The following is a 19303-nucleotide window of genomic DNA, read 5'->3' as shown; positions in this document are numbered from 1 at the left end:
CTGCGATTAAACCTTGTTCGCCCAGTTATCTTTCAGACCAATGGTCTGATTGAAAACCGGTTTCACGGCAGTAGCGTATTTGCTGTCCAGACAGAAATAGCCTTCCCTTTCAAACTGATAGGCTTTTTCAGCTTCCGCAGTCAGCAAACTTTTTTCTGCCTTACAGCCATTCAGAATTTTCAGTGATTCCGGATTCAGTACATCCAGGAAGTTTTTGTCACCGGCGTCCGGAGCTGCATCACTGAACAGACGATCGTAAAGTCTCACTTCACAGTCAACACAATCGTTGGCATCAACCCAGTGAATAACACCGCGGGGCTTGATACCTTCTGGCGGGTTTTCACCGACGGTGCCTTCCACCAGTGTGGCAATGACTTCAATGATATTGCCGTCTTCGTCTTTGACAGACTCTTCCGCCTTGATCACATAGGCACCACGCAGGCGGACATATTCACCCAGCACCAAGCGCTTGAACTTCTTGCGAGACAAGGTGGTATCTTCTGTAAAGTCTTCACGATCGATATAGATATCGCGGCTGAACGGCAGCTCACGTTCGCCCATTTCCTCACGGTTGGGGTGCACGGATTGCGTCATCACCTGCTTCTCACCTTCAGGCATATTGGTGATCGTGACTTTCAAGGGATTCAAAACACACATGGCTCGTGGCGCAGTATTGTTCAAATCGTCACGCACACAATATTCCAGCTGGCCCATATCGATGGTACTGCCGGATTTGGTAACACCAATCATCTCACAGAAGTTGCGCAGTGACGCTGGCGTGTAACCGCGGCGACGCATGCCGGAAATGGTTGGCATGCGCGGATCATTCCATCCGTCTACATGCCCTTCATCCACCAACTGTTTCAGTTTGCGCTTGGAGGTCACTGTATAGTTCAGTTCCAGACGAGCAAATTCATACTGAACCGGCTTGGCAGGCACAGGCAAATTCTCGATAAACCACTCGTACAGAGGACGGTGGTCGGCGAATTCCAGGGTACAGATTGAATGGGTTACGCCCTCAATCGCGTCTTCCTGCCCATGAGCAAAATCGTACGTGGGGTAAATACACCACTTGTCACCTGTCTGATGGTGGCTCTGCTTGCGGATCCGATACAGCATCGGGTCGCGGAGGTTCATGTTCGGGCTGGCCATGTCAATTTTGGCTCGCAGGGAGCAAGCACCTTCGTCGTATTCACCGGCGCGCATTTTTTCAAACTCGGCCAGGTTCTCTTCCACACTGCGATTGCGGTAAGGGCTCTCTTTACCCGGCTTGGTCGCCCAGCCGCGATATTCTTTGGATTCTTCAGGGTTCAGATGACAAACGTAAGCTTTACCCTCATTGATAAGATGAAGAGCCCACTCGTAAAATTTATCGAAGTAACTGGAGGCATAGCGTACGTCGCCAGCCCAATCGAACCCAAGCCAACTGACGTCCTCTTTGATGGCCTCGACATATTCCAGCTCTTCTTTGGCCGGGTTGGTGTCATCAAAACGCAGATTACACTCGCCGCCAAAGGTCTGGGCCAGACCAAAATTCAAACAAATGGACTTGGCATGTCCAATATGAAGATAGCCATTAGGCTCAGGGGGGAAACGGGTAATGACCCGGGAGGTTTTGCCGCTCTCCAGGTCTTGTTTAATGATTTGCTCAAGAAAATTCAAAGGCTTGCTGGTGGCTTCACTCATGCTGTTACGTCAATCCCCTATTGGCTGTATGCAGCCCTGTCTCTGATATTCATTCCGGCGGTTGATGGATAACGGTCCAAAATGGCAGCTTATTCGCCACGGAAGACTCATACTCCCGCCGGGAAATCGTGTATTATAGCCGTCTCGACGTGCTCTAAGCACCCATCAAATAAAGATTTTTTGCTCTGCCTCACTGCCCTCGGGCTATGTCGGAGCAACAATACTCAAAACCTGATCACAGGTAAGATTCTCAGGAGCCAAACATGATTACACTGCACACAAATTACGGCGACATTAAGTTGGAGCTGGACTTCGAAAAAGCCCCTAAAACAGCTGCCAACTTCAAGCAATACGCCGAAGACGGCTTCTATGAAGGCACCATATTCCACCGCATTATCGATAACTTCATGATTCAGGGCGGCGGTTTTACTGAAGACATGGTGCAAAAAGAAACCCGCGAGACCATCGAAAACGAAGCCGATAACGGCTTAAAAAATGATCAATACACTGTTGCCATGGCACGCACCATGGATCCACACAGTGCCACTGCCCAGTTTTTCATCAATGTGAAAGACAACGACTTCCTGAACCACAGCGGTAAAAATGCTCAGGGCTGGGGTTACTGCGTATTCGGTAAAGTTGTAGAAGGTACCGAGGTCGTCGACAAAATCAAAGGCGTTAGTACCACTATGGTTGCCGGTCATCAGGATGTCCCCGCACAGCCTGTCACCATCGACAAGGTAACTGTTGAGGGCTAAATCAGGCCTTTCTTCACGGGGTTCAGGTGATACGCCCGAACCCCTGCTACCCCTCCCCACTCCCCGCAACCATCACCAGCCAGCCATGACCACACTGTTTATTTCTGATTTACATCTCGATGCCAGCCGCCCGGAAATTACCGCCGCGTTTGAACGCTTTATGACCCAAGTGGCACCAGGCTCAGAAGCCCTTTATATCCTCGGCGATTTCTTTGAAGTGTGGATCGGCGACGACGACCGGAGTGACTTTAACCAGACGATCATTAACCTGTTGAAAGCCTACTCTGACAGCGGTAAGGCCCTGTATATCATGGTTGGCAACCGGGACTTTTTGATGGGTGAGGAATTCGCCAGCCAGTGTGGCGCCACCCTGTTAAACGACCCGACAGCGATTGACCTCTATGGCACACCCACCCTGCTCATGCACGGTGACAGCATGTGTACCAAAGACGAAGAATATATGGCTTTCAGGCAGCAAGCTCGCTCACCACAATGGCAACAACAGCTTCTCGCTCAACCCATTGAAGCCCGCCGCGCCATTGCCAAGCAGCTGCGCGAACAGAGCAAAAGCATGAGCAGCATGAAGGCAGAAGACATCATGGATGTCACTCTGGAGGAAGTTATCCGCGAGATGACGGAACACCAGACCACACGCATGATTCATGGCCACACCCACCGCCCGGCCCGCCATCAGGTCGAATTGGGAGATGGCATCGGCGAGCGAATCGTTCTGGGTGACTGGTATCACTACCTGTGGTGGCTGGAAGCAGACAATCAAGGCTACATCGAGCAACACAAGCGCCCTATCAATCAGGAAAACCTGCTTGAACCGGCCCGATAAGCTCTCGCCAGCAGACTCAACACCATGAGCGACAAGACATACCACTTCGACCCCGTCGGCTGGGTTCACAGTCCGTATAAAGAGAAGTTTGCCATACCTCGCCAACCCGGTCTCGTGACCGCGGCACAGTCACACATAACCTTAAGCAACAGCTGCAATCGGGAAGAAATTCTGCGCGGGCTTGAGGGATTCAGCCACATCTGGCTGGTTTTTGTCTTTCATGAAGCCCTCCGGGAAGACTGGAAGCCCATGGTTCGCCCCCCTCGTTTGGGCGGGAACCAAAAAGTGGGGGTGTTTGCCAGCCGCAGTCCATTCCGCCCCAACCCTATTGGCCTCTCCGTGGTGACACTGGAAGGCATTACGCAGGAAAAAGGCCAATGGCAGGTCCACATCGGCGGTGGCGACCTGCTCGATAAGACCCCGATTCTGGACATTAAGCCCTACATCCCTTACGCCGACTCACACCCGCAAGCCAGCGGCAACTACGCCGAGCTCGCACCGGAAACCTGCACCACGATTGAGTTCAGCCCTCAGGCCCTGGAACAAGTACGCGCACTTGAAACGGCTTACCCCGCCCTGGAGACGCTGATACAGCAGGTTTTAAGCCAGCAGCCGGAGCCCGCATTTCATAAGGCTTCAGACCGGATCTACGGGATGACCCTCTACGACCTGAACATCCAGTGGCAACGACAAGACGACAAACTGATCGTTACCGACATCGGGAAACCGTAGACCCGCAAAAACCTGTCAGGCCTGCATGACCTCAATGGCTTCTGCAATCGCCAGTGTGCGCTTCGCCTCTTCCACGTGAAGGTTTTCCACCAGCTTGCCATCGACTACGACAACCCCTTTGCCTTCCGATTCAGCCTGGGTAAACGCATCGATAATACGACCTGCGCGCTCGATCTCATCCGCCTTTGGACCAAATACCTCATTGGTGACTTCAATCTGGTTGGGGTGAATCAGGGTTTTACCGTCGAAGCCCAGGTTACGCCCCTGTTCACACACCAGGCGTAAACTGTCCTGATCCTTCAAATCAAGATGAACACCATCAAGAGCGTCCAGCCCGTTCAGTCGGGCCGCCAGAACACATTGACTCAGCGCCGAGATAAACCCTATTCGGTCCGGCGTATGCGGCAATCGCATTTCCTTGGCCAGATCCGAGGTACCCATCATCAACAGACTTAGACGCGGGTGAGCAGCCGCAATGGCCTGCACATTCACCACCCCCTTGGGGGTTTCGATCATGGCCCACACCGTAACCGACTCTGGAGCGCCGCCCTGATTTAACAGCTCAACCACTCGCAAAACCTGATCAGGTGTCTCTACCTTGGGAACACACACTGCGGCCACAGGAGCAGTCGCGACGGCCAGAATGTCATCTTTTGCCCACTGGGTCTCCAGACCATTGACCCGGATCACCATCTCACGATAACCATAACCACCGGCTTTTACGGCTTCTACGACCTGGGCTCTGGCGGCCATTTTTTGATCAGGCGCTACCGCATCCTCCAGATCCAACACCAGGGTATCGGCGGGTAGCCCCTTGGCTTTTTCCAATGCCCGGCTGTTGGAACCTGGCATGTAAAGGACTGAACGGCGCGGTCGCAAACTCATATCTTTTCCTATAAAAATCAATCAATTAAAAAGGTTTCTTAAAGCAATAAAAAACGACAAGTTAAAGTAATTTCTAGTCTTTATCTGCACTCGCCGCCCATAGTATTTCACGTCTTAGCCAGCGCAAAGCCATATCGCCTTCCGTAAACGGATGCCACAACATATCAATACTGAACTGTCCGGGATCGAATTCCAGCGGCAGTGCTGACAAGGGCAACCGTTCACTGAAATACTCAGCGTAACTGCCCGCAATGACCATACCGTACTGACTCTCAGCCACAAGCATGGCTCCCGAGGTATAGGTACTGACTACCACGGAGATATCACGCTGTGCATTTTGCCGATCCAGCCAGTGATCTACCATCCCTCTTCGCCCAGTGTTGCTCACCCAGACAAATTGAAGCGCAAGGAATTCCTCCAGCGACAAAGACGCCCTGTTTTCAGCCTGATCAGATGCCAGCAGACACACCAGCTTTTCGGTACGCAAGGATTGACGATTAAAACGCGAGGGGACATCCAGAAAACGACCAATGGCCAGATCCACTGTCCCCTGTTCCAGTCCTTTTTCCGGGGTGTCGGGCCCCAGATGACGAACACTGATAGTGACATCGGGGGCAATACCTTTCCAGCGAGGCATGAGTCGACTCAACAGTTTCACCGCGATAAAGTCCGGCGCTGCAATGGTAAACCGCCGATTACTGCCCTGAGGATCAAATGAACTGGCCGGAGCAATCGCACCTTCCAACTGACGCAACCCCTCCTTGACCGGAGTTTTAAGTGAAAGCGCTCTTTCTGTGGGTTCCATACCATACTTGGTACGCACCAACAGCGGGTCATCCAGCAAGCGTCGCAACCGCGCAAGAGCGTTGCTCACAGCAGGCTGGGTCAGCGACAACTGCTGTGCCGTCAGTGACACGCTTCGAGTTTCCATAAGACTGTCGAAGGTCTTTAATAAATTGAGATCAAACGATTGTAGAGACATGGGGCCTTAGCTCTTGTAACGCTCACTACCGAGAGTCTGGATAATCAAAGCCCCATTCACTCAAATGATAGCTGTATTTGCAATATAAATTTTTAATATATTGTGCCACTTGGCACAATGTCGCCAGCCTGCATCAGGCGATGCTCTCACCACACCATTGCACACTATGGTCTGAATAATTTGAGAAAACACTATGAACAGTTTCAGCTTTACTACCACCAAGACACTCATTAACGAAGCTGGCAGCCTTCAGGCACTGGCAGCCCACTGCCAAAGCCTTGGCATTCAGCGCCCGCTGATCGTAACCGACCAGGGCATTGTGGGCGCAGGCCTGTTAAGCAAGCTTGAAACCGTGATCGAAGCAAGCACACTGAAACACGCCGTGTATGCGGATGTGATTGCCGATCCACCGGAATCCATTGTACTCGCCGCTCTTGATGCCGCCAAACAACACAATGCCGATGGTGTTATCGGTTTTGGTGGTGGCAGCTCGATGGATACCGCCAAACTGATTGCTCTGCTGGCGAATTCCGACGAGCAGCTAAGTGACATCTATGGCGTTGATCAGGTCAAGGGCACCCGGCTGCCACTGATACTGATTCCAACCACCGCAGGTACCGGCTCCGAAGTTACCGCTGTCGCCATCATCACAACCGGGGAAACCACCAAAGCCGGCGTGGTCTCTCCGGTTTTGCTTCCCGACGTTGCGCTGCTGGATGCCGAACTGACCCTTGGCCTGCCAGCACACGTCACCGCTGCCACCGGTATTGACGCCATGGTTCACGCCATTGAAGCCTTCACCAGCGCCCATAAGAAGAACCCCTATTCCGACATGCTGGCCAAAGAAGCCCTGCGACTGATGGGTGACAACATTGTTACCGCGGTAAAAGACGGCAGTAATCTGGAAGCCCGCCAGAATATGCTGCTCGGAGCCTGCATGGCAGGACAAGCCTTTGCCAATGCTCCCGTGGCTGCAGTTCACGCGCTGGCCTATCCGCTCGGCGGACACTTTCATATACCTCATGGATTGAGTAATTCACTGGTATTACCTCACGTACTGCGCTTTAACGCCTCGGCTGCAACCCCTCTTTATGCTGAACTGTGCGACGTACTGCTACCTAGCAACGGATGTGATTCGGAAGGCGAGAAAACCGATGCATTGATTGGCTATCTGGAAGATCTGATCAACACAGTGGGTCTGCCCGCCACCCTCAAAGAGGCTGGCGTTTCCGAAGAGTCACTGACAACTCTGGCTTCAGACGCCATGCTGCAACAACGCTTGCTGGTCAACAATCCCCGTGAAGTGTCTGAAAGTGATGCACTGGCCATTTATCAAGCAGCCTTTTAATCAGCACCAACGACCTGGCTTGACCCAACTACACAGGAACTGCACATGAGCGACATATCGGGCCGTGACAACTTCGGCTTCTTTTTACCCATTACAACCCGCTGGATGGACAACGATCTGTACGGCCACGTTAATAATGTCACCTATTATTCCTACTTCGACACCGTAGCCAACACCTACCTGATTGAAGAAGGCGGACTGGATATTCACAATGGCGACACCATCGGCTTTGTGGTGAATTCACAATGCAACTATCACAGTGCAATCGCCTACCCTGATCAGCTGGAAGGCGCGCTTCGGGTTAACCGCCTGGGTAACAGCTCAGTGGAATATGGGATTGGCATATTCAAGGCGGGTGAAGAAAAACCAAGTGCCACAGGTACTTTCACTCACGTCTTTGTCATGCGGGACACACAACGGCCGACACCGATTCCTGATAAAATCCGCGCAGCGCTGGAAAAGCTGGCAGTTTAAAACTGCACTGGCATCCGTACAAAAAAGGCCGAAAGAGCTACTCTTTCGGCCTTTTTTGTATCAGATATACATCCCAATAAAACGACATCACACACAGCAATGAAAGAACTTTTCCTCCTATAAGCGTCTGCGAATAGCACCTTTATGGCTTTAACAAAACAGAGTTCCTCATCTAATCTGAGTAATTATAAAAACCACAACAACTCAGTACAGGAGCATCTTTGCCATGATTAATTGGGAGCTTAACGCGACTTCTTTTACGAATTGCAACTGTGATTACGGCTGTCCCTGCCAGTTTAATGCCCTGCCCACCCATGGCAACTGTGAAGCAGTGCACTCAATGGAAATCCACTCGGGACATTTTGGAGATGTTGATTTAAGTAATATCCGGGCCGTCACGTCACTCTGGTGGCCTGGTCCCATCCATGAGGGTGGCGGCAAGGTATTTATCATTATTGATGACTCTACCAATGAAGCTCAACGTGCGGCCTTGCTTACAATCATGTCCGGCCTTGAAACTGAGCCAGGAGCAACTATCTGGAGTGTTTTTTCCGCCACTTTCGCAGAGGTCATGGAACCTGCTTTCCTGCCCATTGAGTTCCATGTAGATATCAAAGAACGTAAGAGCCAGATTCGCGTGGGAGACAAGATTGACATTCAGGGTACGCCCATTCTTAATCCTGTCACCGGTGAAGAGCACAAAGCACAAATACACCTGGAAAATGGGTTTGAATATCTGGTCGCCGAAATGGGAAGCGGTACCAGCCGTGTTGATGGTCCGATTGCCTTATCGCTCAAAGACAGTTACGGACAATTCAATGAAATTCATTTAAACAATCAGGGAGTTATCCGACATTAATGCCAATCACAGTTTTCGAGCGTCTGGCCACCCATGAACAAAAGCTGACAGTTATTGCACTGACCTGCCTTTGTGTCTCTGCCTGGTGGTATTTATGGCAGGGTGCAGGAACTGGCATGAACGTGCTGGCAATGAGTGAATGGCAATTCCCCTTGCCATCAATGGGCAAAAGTTCCGGCAACGGTAACTGGAGTTTCCACTACAGCCTGGTAATGGTCAGCATGTGGTGGATTATGATGATAGCCATGATGCTGCCCAGTGCCTCTCCCATGATCCTGCTATACGGACGCTTTTACCGCCATCACTTTCCAGAAGCGTCAGCATCAGCATCCGTGGGATTGTTTACCTTGGGCTATCTGCTGGTCTGGCTGTTATTCAGTCTGGCCGCGGCTGGCACCCATTTCATATTGGAGAGGTCGGGCACAGTGCATCATATGATGATGTGGATAACCCAGCCTCACATTTCAGGGGTCTTGCTTGTTTCGGCAGGCATATACCAACTTACGCCACTGAAAAAAGCCTGCCTCCGCCACTGCCACTCCCCCGCTGTTTTTCTGAGCCACTATTGGCAAACCGGACTAGACGGAGCCCTGAAGATGGGATGCCGACACGGGCTTTATTGTCTGGGCTGCTGTTGGTTTCTGATGCTGTTGCTGTTTGTTGGCGGCGCCATGAATCTCTACTGGATCATAGGCTTGTCCATTTGGGTATTGCTGGAAAAAAGTCTTCACCAATCAAACGTTCTTTTGAACACTTCAGCAGCCCTGCTTATCGCTAGTGGATGCTGGCTTATACTTTAAGCTTTCCAACTGCCAGCGTTGCAGCATCCCTGCCTATGACCACCAGGCGATTGGCCAAGTGGCCGGCAAACGTACTCAGTGCTCGGCAACTCTCTTCATCACACCAGGCTCATCTTGCGGTGGCTCAGGAGGTGATACCAGCATATCGTCGTGCTTCTCCATCCTCCAGGGAAGAATGGCTGGTGATATATGCAAAAAGTGTAGATGCTTTTCAAATTGATCAAGAATATCGTTAATGATGTCTTGTTGTTCCAGCCCGAAAATATCGTATGACTGACCACCACGACGCAAAAATACTTCAGCACGGTAATAATATTTTTCGGGGTGATTTTCTCTTGGCATCTCAGGGTATGCATAGTCAGGCAGAGCATGCTCCAGCAACCGGATCTCATAAATAAAATCCACCTGCTCTTCTTTTACCACTTCAAGATAGATACGATTGAATTCATCATCGTTGTGAACAGCGGCCTGCCAACCCTCTTTAATCAGCTCACGCTCAACTCGATGCATGGCTTTGCTGATGGTCGTGTCAATAAATTCTCGCACTTCAGTACGAGTCGGAAAAGTGACAAGACCATGCAGACGGCGGCGCCATACTCCGAGCATATTGCCAGAAGAAGTGCGATGCTGAACTTCGGTCTTCAAACTGGTTTGGTGATGACCTTCGATTATCAAAGCTCGCCACATACCGATAGCCGCAATCACCATAATGACACTGAAAGGCAAGGCACTGACGATAGTCATGGTTTGTAAGGCACTTAACCCACCCGCCAACAACAAGGTGGAAGCGACAATCCCCTCTGCAGAGGCCCAGAAAACCCGCTGCCATACAGGAGTATGCAACGAACCGCCAGAAGCCAGAGAATCAATAACCAAAGAGCCTGAATCCGACGAAGTTACAAAGAAGGTAATAATCAATAAAACTGTGAAAAATGACAGAATCGACGTTAACGGCAAGATCTCATAAAGCTTAAACAGCGCAATGGCTTGATTATTCTGCACTTCACCAATAAGCGATACGTACCCCTCATTCATGATTTCGTTAAGCGCGGTGCCGCCAAATATGGAAAACCATAAAAAAGTAAACAGCGAAGGCACCAACATCACACCTACAACGAATTCGCGAATAGTGCGACCACGACTGATTTTGGCGATAAAAAGCCCGACAAACGGTGCCCAGGCAATCGTCCAACCGAAAATGAACAACGTCCAGTTACCAATCCAGTCTCCGTGGGAATAGGCTTCAAGGTTAAATGTACGCTCAAAGATATCATTTAGGTAACTGCCGGTGTTTTGCAGAAATGTTTCCAAAATATGGACACTCGGGCCAACGATGAAAACAAACAGCATTAAGCTAACAGCCAAAACCATGTTCAAAATGGATAAATTTTTGATCCCTTTATCCATACCCGCAACAACTGAAAAAATGGCCAGGCAGGTTATCAGTCCAATGGCTACAATTTGTACAACATTGCTGATAGGTATCTCTGGCCAGAGATAATTAAGACCTGTATTGATCTGCGTTACCGACAAACCAAGCGTTGTCGCAATACCAAACATGGTTCCCAGAATGGCAAAAACATCTACGGCATGCCCTATCGGACCATAAATTCTATCGCCGATCAGTGGATAAAGCGCCGAACGAATGGAAAGAGGCAAACCGTGGCGGAACGCAAAATAGGAAAGCACCAGCCCTACCAGGCCGTAAATGGCCCAAATATGAAAACCCCAATGAAAAAAAGCGATTTGCATTGCCTGCATCGCAGCATCGACGGTCTCTGGCGATCCATGCGGTGGTGACGAGTAATGTAACACTGGCTCAGCCACACCAAAAAACAATAAGGCGATGCCATAACCTGCAGAAAACAACATCGCAAACCAGGCGGGAAAACTGTATTGAGCATCGGCGTGGTCAGGGCCCAGCTTGATGTGCCCCCACTTGGTGAAAGCAATACCGACAATAAACATGAGAAAGAAGGCTACGCACAGCATGTAAAACCAGCCGAACGTATTTGTGATGTAACTGAGAGTTTGCTGAAAAGCTTTTCCGGCCAATTCTGGATTACTGATCGTTCCAACAACCAGCAATACAATCACCACTACGGCAGGAATAAAAACGGGAATCAGCACCGTTGAACCGGCCTTGGCGGTTTTTTCTAACATATATCCATCCCAGGTCTGGTAGCAATTTGCCTACTAGCCTAGCATTTTAGATCTCAAGGTGCACATTTGACCCGGATGGCGTTGTTACAGGCATCTTTTACCATCCCTTTGTGGGAAAAAAGTGCAGATAGCATAGCAACACAATGACGCTGAAGACTTTTTGCTTTGTATGCCGCGCATACAAAGCTTTAAACACTATTTCTATTGATGTACGTTTTGCAGTATCTGAATTAACGAATCCGAATTGGCTTCATTAACAGAGGGATAAACGCGATGATTCCCACCAATATCGACATCGCGTAGAAATTATTCAAATAGGAAATCATTAACGCCTGCCTGTTGACTTCCGCATCCAAAAATTGGAGAAAAGCGGTGCCATAACCTCCGAGACTGTTAGCAAATTGAGCTGCATCAAATCCAAGCAGTGCATCGGCTGTGACATGCTCTGACAGCCCTGCATGAGTTGACTGCTGACTGCGGGATAACATGGTAAAAATAGCGGAAATACCAAAACTGCCGCCCAGATTTCTCATCAGGTTCAACAGGCTGGAACCATCCGGCCGATCCCTCTCGTTAACCGTAGCGAATGCCGCAACATTCATTGGCATGAAAATCAATCCAAGTCCCAAGCCCTGGATAAATCCGGCGATCAGAATGGGGGTTTTCCCCATATCCAAAGACCAGTGAGACATCATCACCAACCCCAAGGCAGCCAACAGGTAACCACCAGTGACCATATAACGCACATCCATGCGTTGTGATAAGTGCCCGGCAACCATCATAGTCGCCATAACACCAAGACCACGAGGCATCATTAACATACCGGTATCAATGGCTGTGTAGCCGTATACCGACTGAAACATGGTTGGCAAAATGGATGAAATGGCGATATTTGCCACACCCAACATAAACATCGATCCCATTGCCCCAAGGAAATTGGGATTTTTTAGCAATGCATTCGGAAACAAGGGGTTACGCGTCATTTTCGTATGGACATAAAATATCCAGAACGCCGAAAGCGCGATAATCAACTCAATAATGATTTCCCAGGAACTGAACCAATCCTTGTGATTGCCACGATCAAGCAATAACTGCAACGAAACAAGACCTACAGCAAGAATCAGGAATCCGAAGCGATCCAGCTTTCTCTCAGAGACAGGACGACTGGGCAACAGCCAAATCAACAGCAAAAGCGTCGGGATACCAATAGGCAGATTCACATAAAACACCCAGCGCCAACTTAAGGTGTCGGTCAAAATGCCGCCCAAAACCGGGCCGGTGATCGGACCAATCATGATCACCATCCCCCACAAGGACATTGCCGCTGCCTGTTTACTGGGCTTGGAGGTGTCAAAAAGGATGGTTTGGGACATCGGTCCAATCATTGCGGCACAAACACCCTGCAAAGATCGAAAAATAACCATTTGAGTCAGAGAGGTAGCGGCGCCACAGAGCATTGAGGCAACCAGAAACCCCACCACAGCCCACAAAAACAGACGACGCGAGCCCAACCGATCAGACAACCAGCCAACCACTGGCGTCACCAAAACACCGGCAATAATGAAACTTGTCAGCACCCAGCTGATATTGTCCGTTGTCGCTCCGAGACTTGCCTGCATATGTGGCAACGCAACATTGGCAATGGTGATGTCCAGTACCTGAATCAGCGACACCATCATCACCGCAAACATCAGCAAGCGTGGATGAGAAGTCTCCAGCGATGGCTTATCCAGACCTTTAGAGGCGTCTGGACGCGACTCCGGAGCGGAATCAGCTGCGGGTATCGATTCGGACATGCGCCGACAATCCAGTAATTAATGGCCGATCAGAGTCTCCATCAATGGCAATTCGAACCGGGACCCTTTGCGTGATTTTGACCCAGTTACCGTTACTGTTCTGGGCAGGCAAAATCGAAAATTCAGAGCCCGTTCCCGCACCAATACTTTCAACCTTGCCGGAAAATGACACACCGGGATAAGTATCCAATTCAATATTCACAGACTGCCCAACACGCATGTTTTCAAGGTCAGTTTCTTTGAAATTGGCCTCTACCCAGCTTCGGTCAGCTTTCACGATATTCAACGCTGATAAGCCTTGCATCAGAAACTGCCCAACCTGCAAGCGGCTGGTCTGAGTCACAATACCTGCCGAAGACGCACGGACTTCAGTCCGGGAAAGATTAAGGCGAGCTTTGTCCAGCATGACTTTGGCGGCGAGAACTCTTGGGTTCTCTCCAGACCTTGATCCTCCTGACGACAAAGCAGCTTTAGCCTTGGCAGCATCTGCTCGAGCTGTCTCCAGGCGTGAACGCGCCACAGACAGATCGTGTTCAGCAGCCTGTACAGCAGCTTTGGTGCTGACCTGTGTTTTACGGAGCTCTTGCTGACGGTGAAGCTCTTTTTCGAAATAGGCTATATCCTCCAGCGCACTCTCAATATCGACATTCGAGGTGCTGTAGGCAATTTCCAGCTCTTCCACTTGTGCCCTGGCATTCGCCAGAGAAGCCTCGGCCTCAGCCACAGCCAACTCAAACGGCTCAGGGTCGATACGGAACAGCAAGTCCCCCGCTTCTACGTGCTGGTTCTCTTTAACCGCCACTTCAACAATACGTCCACCGACTTCAGCCCCTACTGCAAGCACATCCTGTTTGATGTAGGCGTTGTCCGTTGAAACGTAGTTAAGCGTGGTCAGGTAATACATTATGCCGCCGGCTATCAGCAGCGCCGGCACAACCAACATCATCGTCAGACTGCGGATTGATCGAGACAACTTAATTACTCCATAACAACTTTGGGTGCGCTAAAAGCACCTTCAATGACAAGGGGCCAAGCGATTATCGGCTCACTCAGCAAACTTATGAGGCTGTGGTATCCAGTCCCCTGTCCTGATGGCGGCGCACCAGGTTTTTTCGAATACAACTCAATGACTCAAAAAGCACATCCCTGTCCGCTTCAGACAACCCCTGCATTGAATCAGAGAGCACTTGTTGCCCAAGTGGTTTGAGTTGGGCTGATAGTTCTTTTGCTTTTTCTGTCAGAAACAAGCGCCAGACCCGGCGATCATTGGGATCTTTTCGTCGTTCAATCAAATCGGCTTCTTGTAGACGATCGACCATGCGGCATAAGGTAATGGGCTCTACATCCAGGTGTTCTGCCAGCCCCCCCTGATTAATCCCTTCATGACGCTTTAACACCGACAGGACCTGCCATTGGGGACGTGTCACGCCTATTGTGCGTGCCCGCTCATCAAATGCCCTACGCATCATGCGTGATACATCAGCCATTAGTACCGCAATGTTTTCGTTCACAATATGAAACCCGAAAGATCAATAGCCTTAATTTATAGGCCTACAAATGATAATGTGGCATTTTATAAGCATAGTTATATTATTGCCAATGAATACTTTCACCAACGATGATTTTCGACGGTTAGATGGCTACTACCAAAGAATGATGCGTTCAGCTAAAGGGGTAGGAAGTTAAAAACAGAAAAGATATCGAGCTAACGGAACTGTTCCAGAGCGACGCCCTGCCAACCCAATAAACGGGCGGACAGCTCAAGCGAAGCCCCCTGACCCTCCAGTCTCAACGCCATCCAGGGCTTCAGTTGATTCAACAATGCTGGACTGCTTGAGATCAGACTGAGATCAACACTCAAGACATCCCCGGCACCATTGAGCCGAACCAGCTGAACACTGCCGGGCGACTCGGAAACCACAGTCATATCGGGCCAACTAACGCGAACGCCGTAACGTTGCTGCCCCTGAATACCCTCAAGCAAATTTTTAATCTCACCAAACAACTGCACACAAAGCCTGCGAACTGCGCCAGGGTTATCACGTGGCTGAAAGCTCAAGTGAATCCCCTGGTAAGAACACACCGGCCCATCCGCAGTAAAAATCCAGCTGGGTTTAACGACATTTTTACCGGACGGGCCTGCAGCCTGTTTGTCAGCCTTTTCTGTCACAGCCGTGGCAAAATCGGTGCTTCCGGTGAGCTCAGCACAATCACGCAATTGACAGAACTGGGTCAATACAGCCAACTCGTAGGCAGATTGCTTTTCAGGTCTGGGATGAGACAACATCACCTGCTGACCACCAACATCCAATACGGCCTCAGTTACGGGAGATTTCGCCAGAGATACCGGAATTCCACTTTCCACACTCATCTGAAAACCATAAAGCTGATTCGCATAACGCTCCACAGACCAGGACCATTGAACTTCCTTTTCGGCCTCTTTACTGGACTTGCGCTCACCAGCAGAACTATTTGTAGAATATCGAGCGAGATCCGCCTCGGCGTAGTAGGCATCAGCAAGCTGCGTCAGTGCAATAAGCGCAAAATCTGCTCTCCACTCCTCAGGAGCTGATTGTAACGCGAGAAGTGTACGCTCATAGCGAGTCGACGAGGCTTCAACCAAAACACCGCTACCTGATACAACCAGTAACAAACAACACAACACGGCCTTACCGAAACTCATCAAATACACCCTTGCACATGACCAACGCCGCGGAGACACACGGTTATGCAATCATAGACGAATTCCGGCCTCTCTCCTTTCTACCTTGTCGCACCTTGGGGTTTTCGGGAGCCGTTGAACTGGTTTTATGGGTTCGGACTTTTATCGGATTTGTCTGTCATCGGCAAAATCAACAATTTCAACGACAAACCTGAACGTTAGTCCGTTTGCAGAAGCGCCTGGCAGATTAGCTGGACGGATAGTTTGTTTGAGCTGCCAGCACAAACTCTTCCACCACAATGTCATGGCGGCTTGCTCCAGCAAAAAAACAGAGTTTTTTAAAGTCGTTAATCATCGCCCCCTCGCCACACAAATAGACTTTGGCGCCTCTTAATGAGGAGTGATGCTTTTTTACAGCATCCATCAAAGTCTGAGCTTCAGAGGCAGGATTCGGAGGCGTAGCGGCTTGAACAGGGGCGGCCTGAACAATATTTACCTGCAATTGACCGTGATGCGCCGCCAGCCCCAAAAGCTGTTCACAGAGATAAGGCTCAGCGTGCGGACTGGCACACAGATAGACATCTATATTGCCACTGTGCCCCTGTGCCAGAGCTTCCTGCAGCACACCATACACAGGCGCCAATCCCGTTCCCACAGCCACCATTAAAAGGGACCTGTCAGAATCCTGAACATCATAGACACAATACCCACTAGGCTCAGTCAGACGCAGCCGATCACCGACTTTTACCTCCGCATGACACCATCGACTGACAACGCCACGCTGATGAAGAGCAATGTGCAACACCAACTCACCATCCCGATCGGGATGACTCACAATCGAATAAGAACGTGCATTCAGATCATCTTTCCACAACAGCACATGTTGCCCGGGCTGCCAGCGACCCTCGGCTTTCATGCGCAATTCCAACACCGTCGGAGATATCAGCTCATGGCCAGTCACCTCAACCAGCCAATCCATGTTGCGATCTGGTTTTTCAGCGAACAATTCCCCTTCCGGATAGCAACAGCAGGATAAAAAGTGATGACTTTGGATCTGTTGATCACTCAGCCCCTGCTGGGCATTTTCACGCACGAGGTGATCCTGTTTGAGAAAAGATTCATCACTCTTTAACAAACATGACTGACACAACCCCACGCGGCAACTGTTGGGAACCTTGTGTCCAACACGCAAGAGGGTTTCCAGGACAGACTCTTCGCACTGCATTTCGGCCGTTTGATCCTGAAAATGAACTACAGCTAGCGGAGAGGTTTTTGTCACTTAGCTGGCAACCTTCGGATAAACAGGCTCGACCGGCAATCCAGAATGCAAACGAAACAGCTTGTCTGGCCGAGTGATGGCCTTTTCTTCTTCATCCAAAAAGAAATCCACCCGCGGCTGGATGTCTTCTTCGGAATACGATTGCGCCAGAGTCAGATAATCCTTGAAATGACGGGCTTCGGACTTTAGCAGCGAGAGGTAAAACTTTTTCAGCTCATCGTCCAGATACGGCGCCAGGGCATCAAACCGCTCACAGGAGCGTGCTTCAATGATCGAGCCTACTATCAATGTATCGATAAAGTTTTCCCGCTGCTCTTTGCGAATATGCCTGGACATTTTGGAGGCGTAAGTGCTGGCCTTTAATGGACGGTAGGTAATGCCGCGTTTTTTCAGAATCTTCAGCGCCTGCTCGAAATGCACTAATTCTTCACGGGCCAGACGGCTCATTTTATTCAGGAGATCAATCTTGGAGGGATTTTTTGCCATCATGGTCATGGCTGATTGAGCAGCCTTCAACTCATTGGCAGCATGATCCAGAAGAATGGTTTCCAGATCCTCAAGTGCGCGGTCGATCCACGCCTGCGGGGTACGACAACGCAGAAAATCCAGGATGGGGGAAATTGAAACAGCACTCATGAAATTCGGGATCCGTTTAATATTTACTTTAAGTCAAACCGCTTCAGGAAAGACTAGGCCGCCGGGAAATATCGGTCGTAATGGGCACAGGACAAGGTGTAATAGTCCTGATCGATAGCTGTTTTGATATCAACTAGTGACACCCCCTGCCAACCAGGCTGATAGGCAAGCCCGTAGACAGACAGGTCATGGATTTGACTGGCCCCGGCTTTCAGAAGGCTGAACACCCAACAGTAGGGATCCAGATCTTCATTGAACTGTACTTGTTGATGTTTGATCGCTGCCAGCAATTGAGCCTGATCGGTAATTCGCAATTTGTTGCCAACCACCTGGGCCAGAAAGCCTTCCAGGCGTTCAGCAATCAGAAGTCGCTGTTCATTAGAGTAAGCATTCCAATTGACCACTTCGTGCGCATAGCGTTTACAGCCACGACACACCTGATCCCCTATTCCTGTGGAGCATACGCCCACACACGGTGTTTTTACCCGTTTAAACATGCGCTTCTATCTATCCCGTTTCCATTCAGCCATGAGCAAGATCCACTCGACACTCACAACCCAAGCCATAGCTCACCCAAGAGAGATCATTTTTTAGTCAGGCACAAACCGTTATGCACCCTGCTTGATCTGCCTCAACGATGAATCGTAGGATTATATGGCATCGTAGAGACGATATCAGCCGCTTCTCGTGAGGACCCATCATGGCCGGTGAATTTTTGATCGCTCAGGAACACATTCAAAGTGCAATATCTAAAGCGGATAATGACAGAAGCATGAGCACAGAAGCCATGAGCCGTGCCCTTCTCACCGAATTACTCACTCAACTCGCCAAGCATCACTCACCGGAAGAGCTCAAGGCGCTGTTGCTTTACCAACTGGAGCAGGTTGCCGAAGATGAATTCGTCATTACTCGGGGCTGTTGAACTTAATAAGGTTAACACCGGCCTGAAATTGACCCGTTTTTCGTCTTGCAGTGCCACACAGATGCCATAAAAGGCCTGTATTCTTAGTAAATTGTGAGTAGAACCGACCCCTTACCAGAACGCCTAAACAGCCAACCCAGATAGATCGTGTTGATTTCTAGCACTGGCACACAGGTCATTATTCGTCCCACTTATAATGATTATAAGTAGCTGATTTCCAAGAGATCTTAACTAAAGCAAGGGTTTCGTGTACAATTCGCGCCCCGTTAAGGGTGGATTTTGTAGTCAAACTACCTAACGATCGGCCAATATCCCCACCGGATTGTCAGCTGATGGTAGCAGCAATCGATAAAAGCAAGCTACGTAGTAACTAGCGATGTAGCAACAAACACCCCCTTAACCATCGATGTGGGTCATCGATAGCCTCATGGTCCAGAGATCCTGGCCCCGTGAGTAAACAACGACATATTAGAGGCATCA

General features: G+C 50.0%; 19 protein-coding genes. 8 read left to right on the top strand and 11 right to left on the bottom strand.

Annotated features, from left to right (window positions below; genetic code table 11):
* Positions 1-6: 6 nt before the first annotated feature.
* Positions 7-1686, bottom strand: coding sequence for a glutamine--tRNA ligase/YqeY domain fusion protein (locus tag KOI40_RS09370; RefSeq protein ID WP_216097244.1), 1680 nt, complete (start codon positions 1684-1686; stop codon positions 7-9).
* A 263-nt stretch (positions 1687-1949) separates the two neighbouring features.
* Between KOI40_RS09370 and KOI40_RS09365 the strand changes: the two genes are divergently transcribed.
* The 3 genes from KOI40_RS09365 (at position 1950) to tsaA (ending at position 4017) form a co-directional block, all read left to right on the top strand.
* Positions 1950-2444, top strand: a complete 495-nt coding sequence (locus KOI40_RS09365) for a peptidylprolyl isomerase (protein WP_216097243.1) — start codon at positions 1950-1952, stop codon at positions 2442-2444.
* Positions 2445-2529: 85 nt separating this feature from the next.
* On the top strand, positions 2530-3285 hold the full coding sequence (locus KOI40_RS09360) for a UDP-2,3-diacylglucosamine diphosphatase (RefSeq protein ID WP_216097242.1): 756 nt from the start codon (positions 2530-2532) through the stop codon (positions 3283-3285).
* Positions 3286-3309: 24 nt separating this feature from the next.
* Complete coding sequence (gene tsaA, locus KOI40_RS09355; RefSeq protein WP_216097241.1) at positions 3310-4017, top strand: tRNA (N6-threonylcarbamoyladenosine(37)-N6)-methyltransferase TrmO; 708 nt, start codon at positions 3310-3312, stop codon at positions 4015-4017.
* A 15-nt stretch (positions 4018-4032) separates the two neighbouring features.
* Here the strand turns inward: tsaA and KOI40_RS09350 are convergent, their stop codons facing one another.
* Positions 4033-4902: an HpcH/HpaI aldolase/citrate lyase family protein gene (locus tag KOI40_RS09350; protein WP_216097240.1), complete on the bottom strand. Its 870-nt coding sequence runs from the start codon at positions 4900-4902 to the stop codon at positions 4033-4035.
* Between the two features lie 73 nt (positions 4903-4975).
* Positions 4976-5884, bottom strand: a complete 909-nt coding sequence (locus tag KOI40_RS09345; protein ID WP_216097239.1) for a LysR family transcriptional regulator — start codon at positions 5882-5884, stop codon at positions 4976-4978.
* A 193-nt stretch (positions 5885-6077) separates the two neighbouring features.
* Between KOI40_RS09345 and KOI40_RS09340 the strand changes: the two genes are divergently transcribed.
* From KOI40_RS09340 to KOI40_RS09325, 4 genes are all read left to right on the top strand, one after another.
* Positions 6078-7232 (top strand): iron-containing alcohol dehydrogenase, encoded by a 1155-nt coding sequence (locus tag KOI40_RS09340; protein WP_216097238.1) that lies wholly within the window; start codon positions 6078-6080, stop codon positions 7230-7232.
* Between the two features lie 45 nt (positions 7233-7277).
* Entirely contained in the window at positions 7278-7706 is a 429-nt protein-coding gene (locus tag KOI40_RS09335) for an acyl-CoA thioesterase (RefSeq protein ID WP_216097237.1), read from the top strand.
* Between the two features lie 226 nt (positions 7707-7932).
* On the top strand, positions 7933-8565 hold the full coding sequence (locus KOI40_RS09330; protein ID WP_216097236.1) for a DUF1326 domain-containing protein: 633 nt from the start codon (positions 7933-7935) through the stop codon (positions 8563-8565).
* On the top strand, positions 8565-9365 hold the full coding sequence (locus KOI40_RS09325) for a DUF2182 domain-containing protein (RefSeq protein ID WP_216097235.1): 801 nt from the start codon (positions 8565-8567) through the stop codon (positions 9363-9365). Before KOI40_RS09330 ends, KOI40_RS09325 begins: the two co-directional genes overlap by 1 nt.
* Before the next feature lie 75 nt (positions 9366-9440).
* Here KOI40_RS09325 and KOI40_RS09320 read toward each other — a convergent pair whose 3' ends face one another.
* From KOI40_RS09320 to KOI40_RS09285, 8 genes are all read right to left on the bottom strand, one after another.
* On the bottom strand, positions 9441-11528 hold the full coding sequence (locus tag KOI40_RS09320; protein ID WP_216097234.1) for a BCCT family transporter: 2088 nt from the start codon (positions 11526-11528) through the stop codon (positions 9441-9443).
* 230 nt (positions 11529-11758) lie between these two features.
* Complete coding sequence (locus KOI40_RS09315) at positions 11759-13324, bottom strand: DHA2 family efflux MFS transporter permease subunit (RefSeq protein ID WP_216097233.1); 1566 nt, start codon at positions 13322-13324, stop codon at positions 11759-11761.
* The gene (locus KOI40_RS09310; protein ID WP_216097232.1) at positions 13299-14297 is read right to left on the bottom strand and encodes an HlyD family secretion protein; all 999 of its coding nucleotides are present in this window, start codon (positions 14295-14297) and stop codon (positions 13299-13301) included. The genes KOI40_RS09315 and KOI40_RS09310 overlap by 26 nt, the downstream gene beginning before the upstream one ends.
* An 85-nt stretch (positions 14298-14382) precedes the next feature.
* Positions 14383-14835 (bottom strand): MarR family winged helix-turn-helix transcriptional regulator, encoded by a 453-nt coding sequence (locus tag KOI40_RS09305; protein ID WP_216097231.1) that lies wholly within the window; start codon positions 14833-14835, stop codon positions 14383-14385.
* A 194-nt stretch (positions 14836-15029) separates the two neighbouring features.
* Complete coding sequence (locus KOI40_RS09300; protein WP_216097230.1) at positions 15030-16007, bottom strand: hypothetical protein; 978 nt, start codon at positions 16005-16007, stop codon at positions 15030-15032.
* Between the two features lie 226 nt (positions 16008-16233).
* Positions 16234-17265 (bottom strand): 2Fe-2S iron-sulfur cluster-binding protein, encoded by a 1032-nt coding sequence (locus tag KOI40_RS18875; protein ID WP_216097229.1) that lies wholly within the window; start codon positions 17263-17265, stop codon positions 16234-16236.
* Positions 17266-17901: a MiaE family protein gene (locus KOI40_RS09290; protein WP_216097228.1), complete on the bottom strand. Its 636-nt coding sequence runs from the start codon at positions 17899-17901 to the stop codon at positions 17266-17268. It lies immediately after the preceding gene.
* Positions 17902-17954: 53 nt separating this feature from the next.
* Positions 17955-18398 (bottom strand): DUF1289 domain-containing protein, encoded by a 444-nt coding sequence (locus tag KOI40_RS09285; protein WP_216097227.1) that lies wholly within the window; start codon positions 18396-18398, stop codon positions 17955-17957.
* 203 nt (positions 18399-18601) lie between these two features.
* Between KOI40_RS09285 and KOI40_RS09280 the strand changes: the two genes are divergently transcribed.
* Positions 18602-18823, top strand: a complete 222-nt coding sequence (locus tag KOI40_RS09280; RefSeq protein ID WP_216097226.1) for a hypothetical protein — start codon at positions 18602-18604, stop codon at positions 18821-18823.
* Positions 18824-19303: the final 480 nt, after the last annotated feature.

Origin of the sequence: Pseudomaricurvus albidus (assembly GCF_018863235.1) — a bacterium.
GTDB classification, from domain to species: domain Bacteria; phylum Pseudomonadota; class Gammaproteobacteria; order Pseudomonadales; family Cellvibrionaceae; genus Pseudomaricurvus; species Pseudomaricurvus albidus.
The sequence above is the reverse complement of the archived record's forward strand: the minus strand, read 5'-3'. Positions and strand labels throughout refer to the sequence as shown.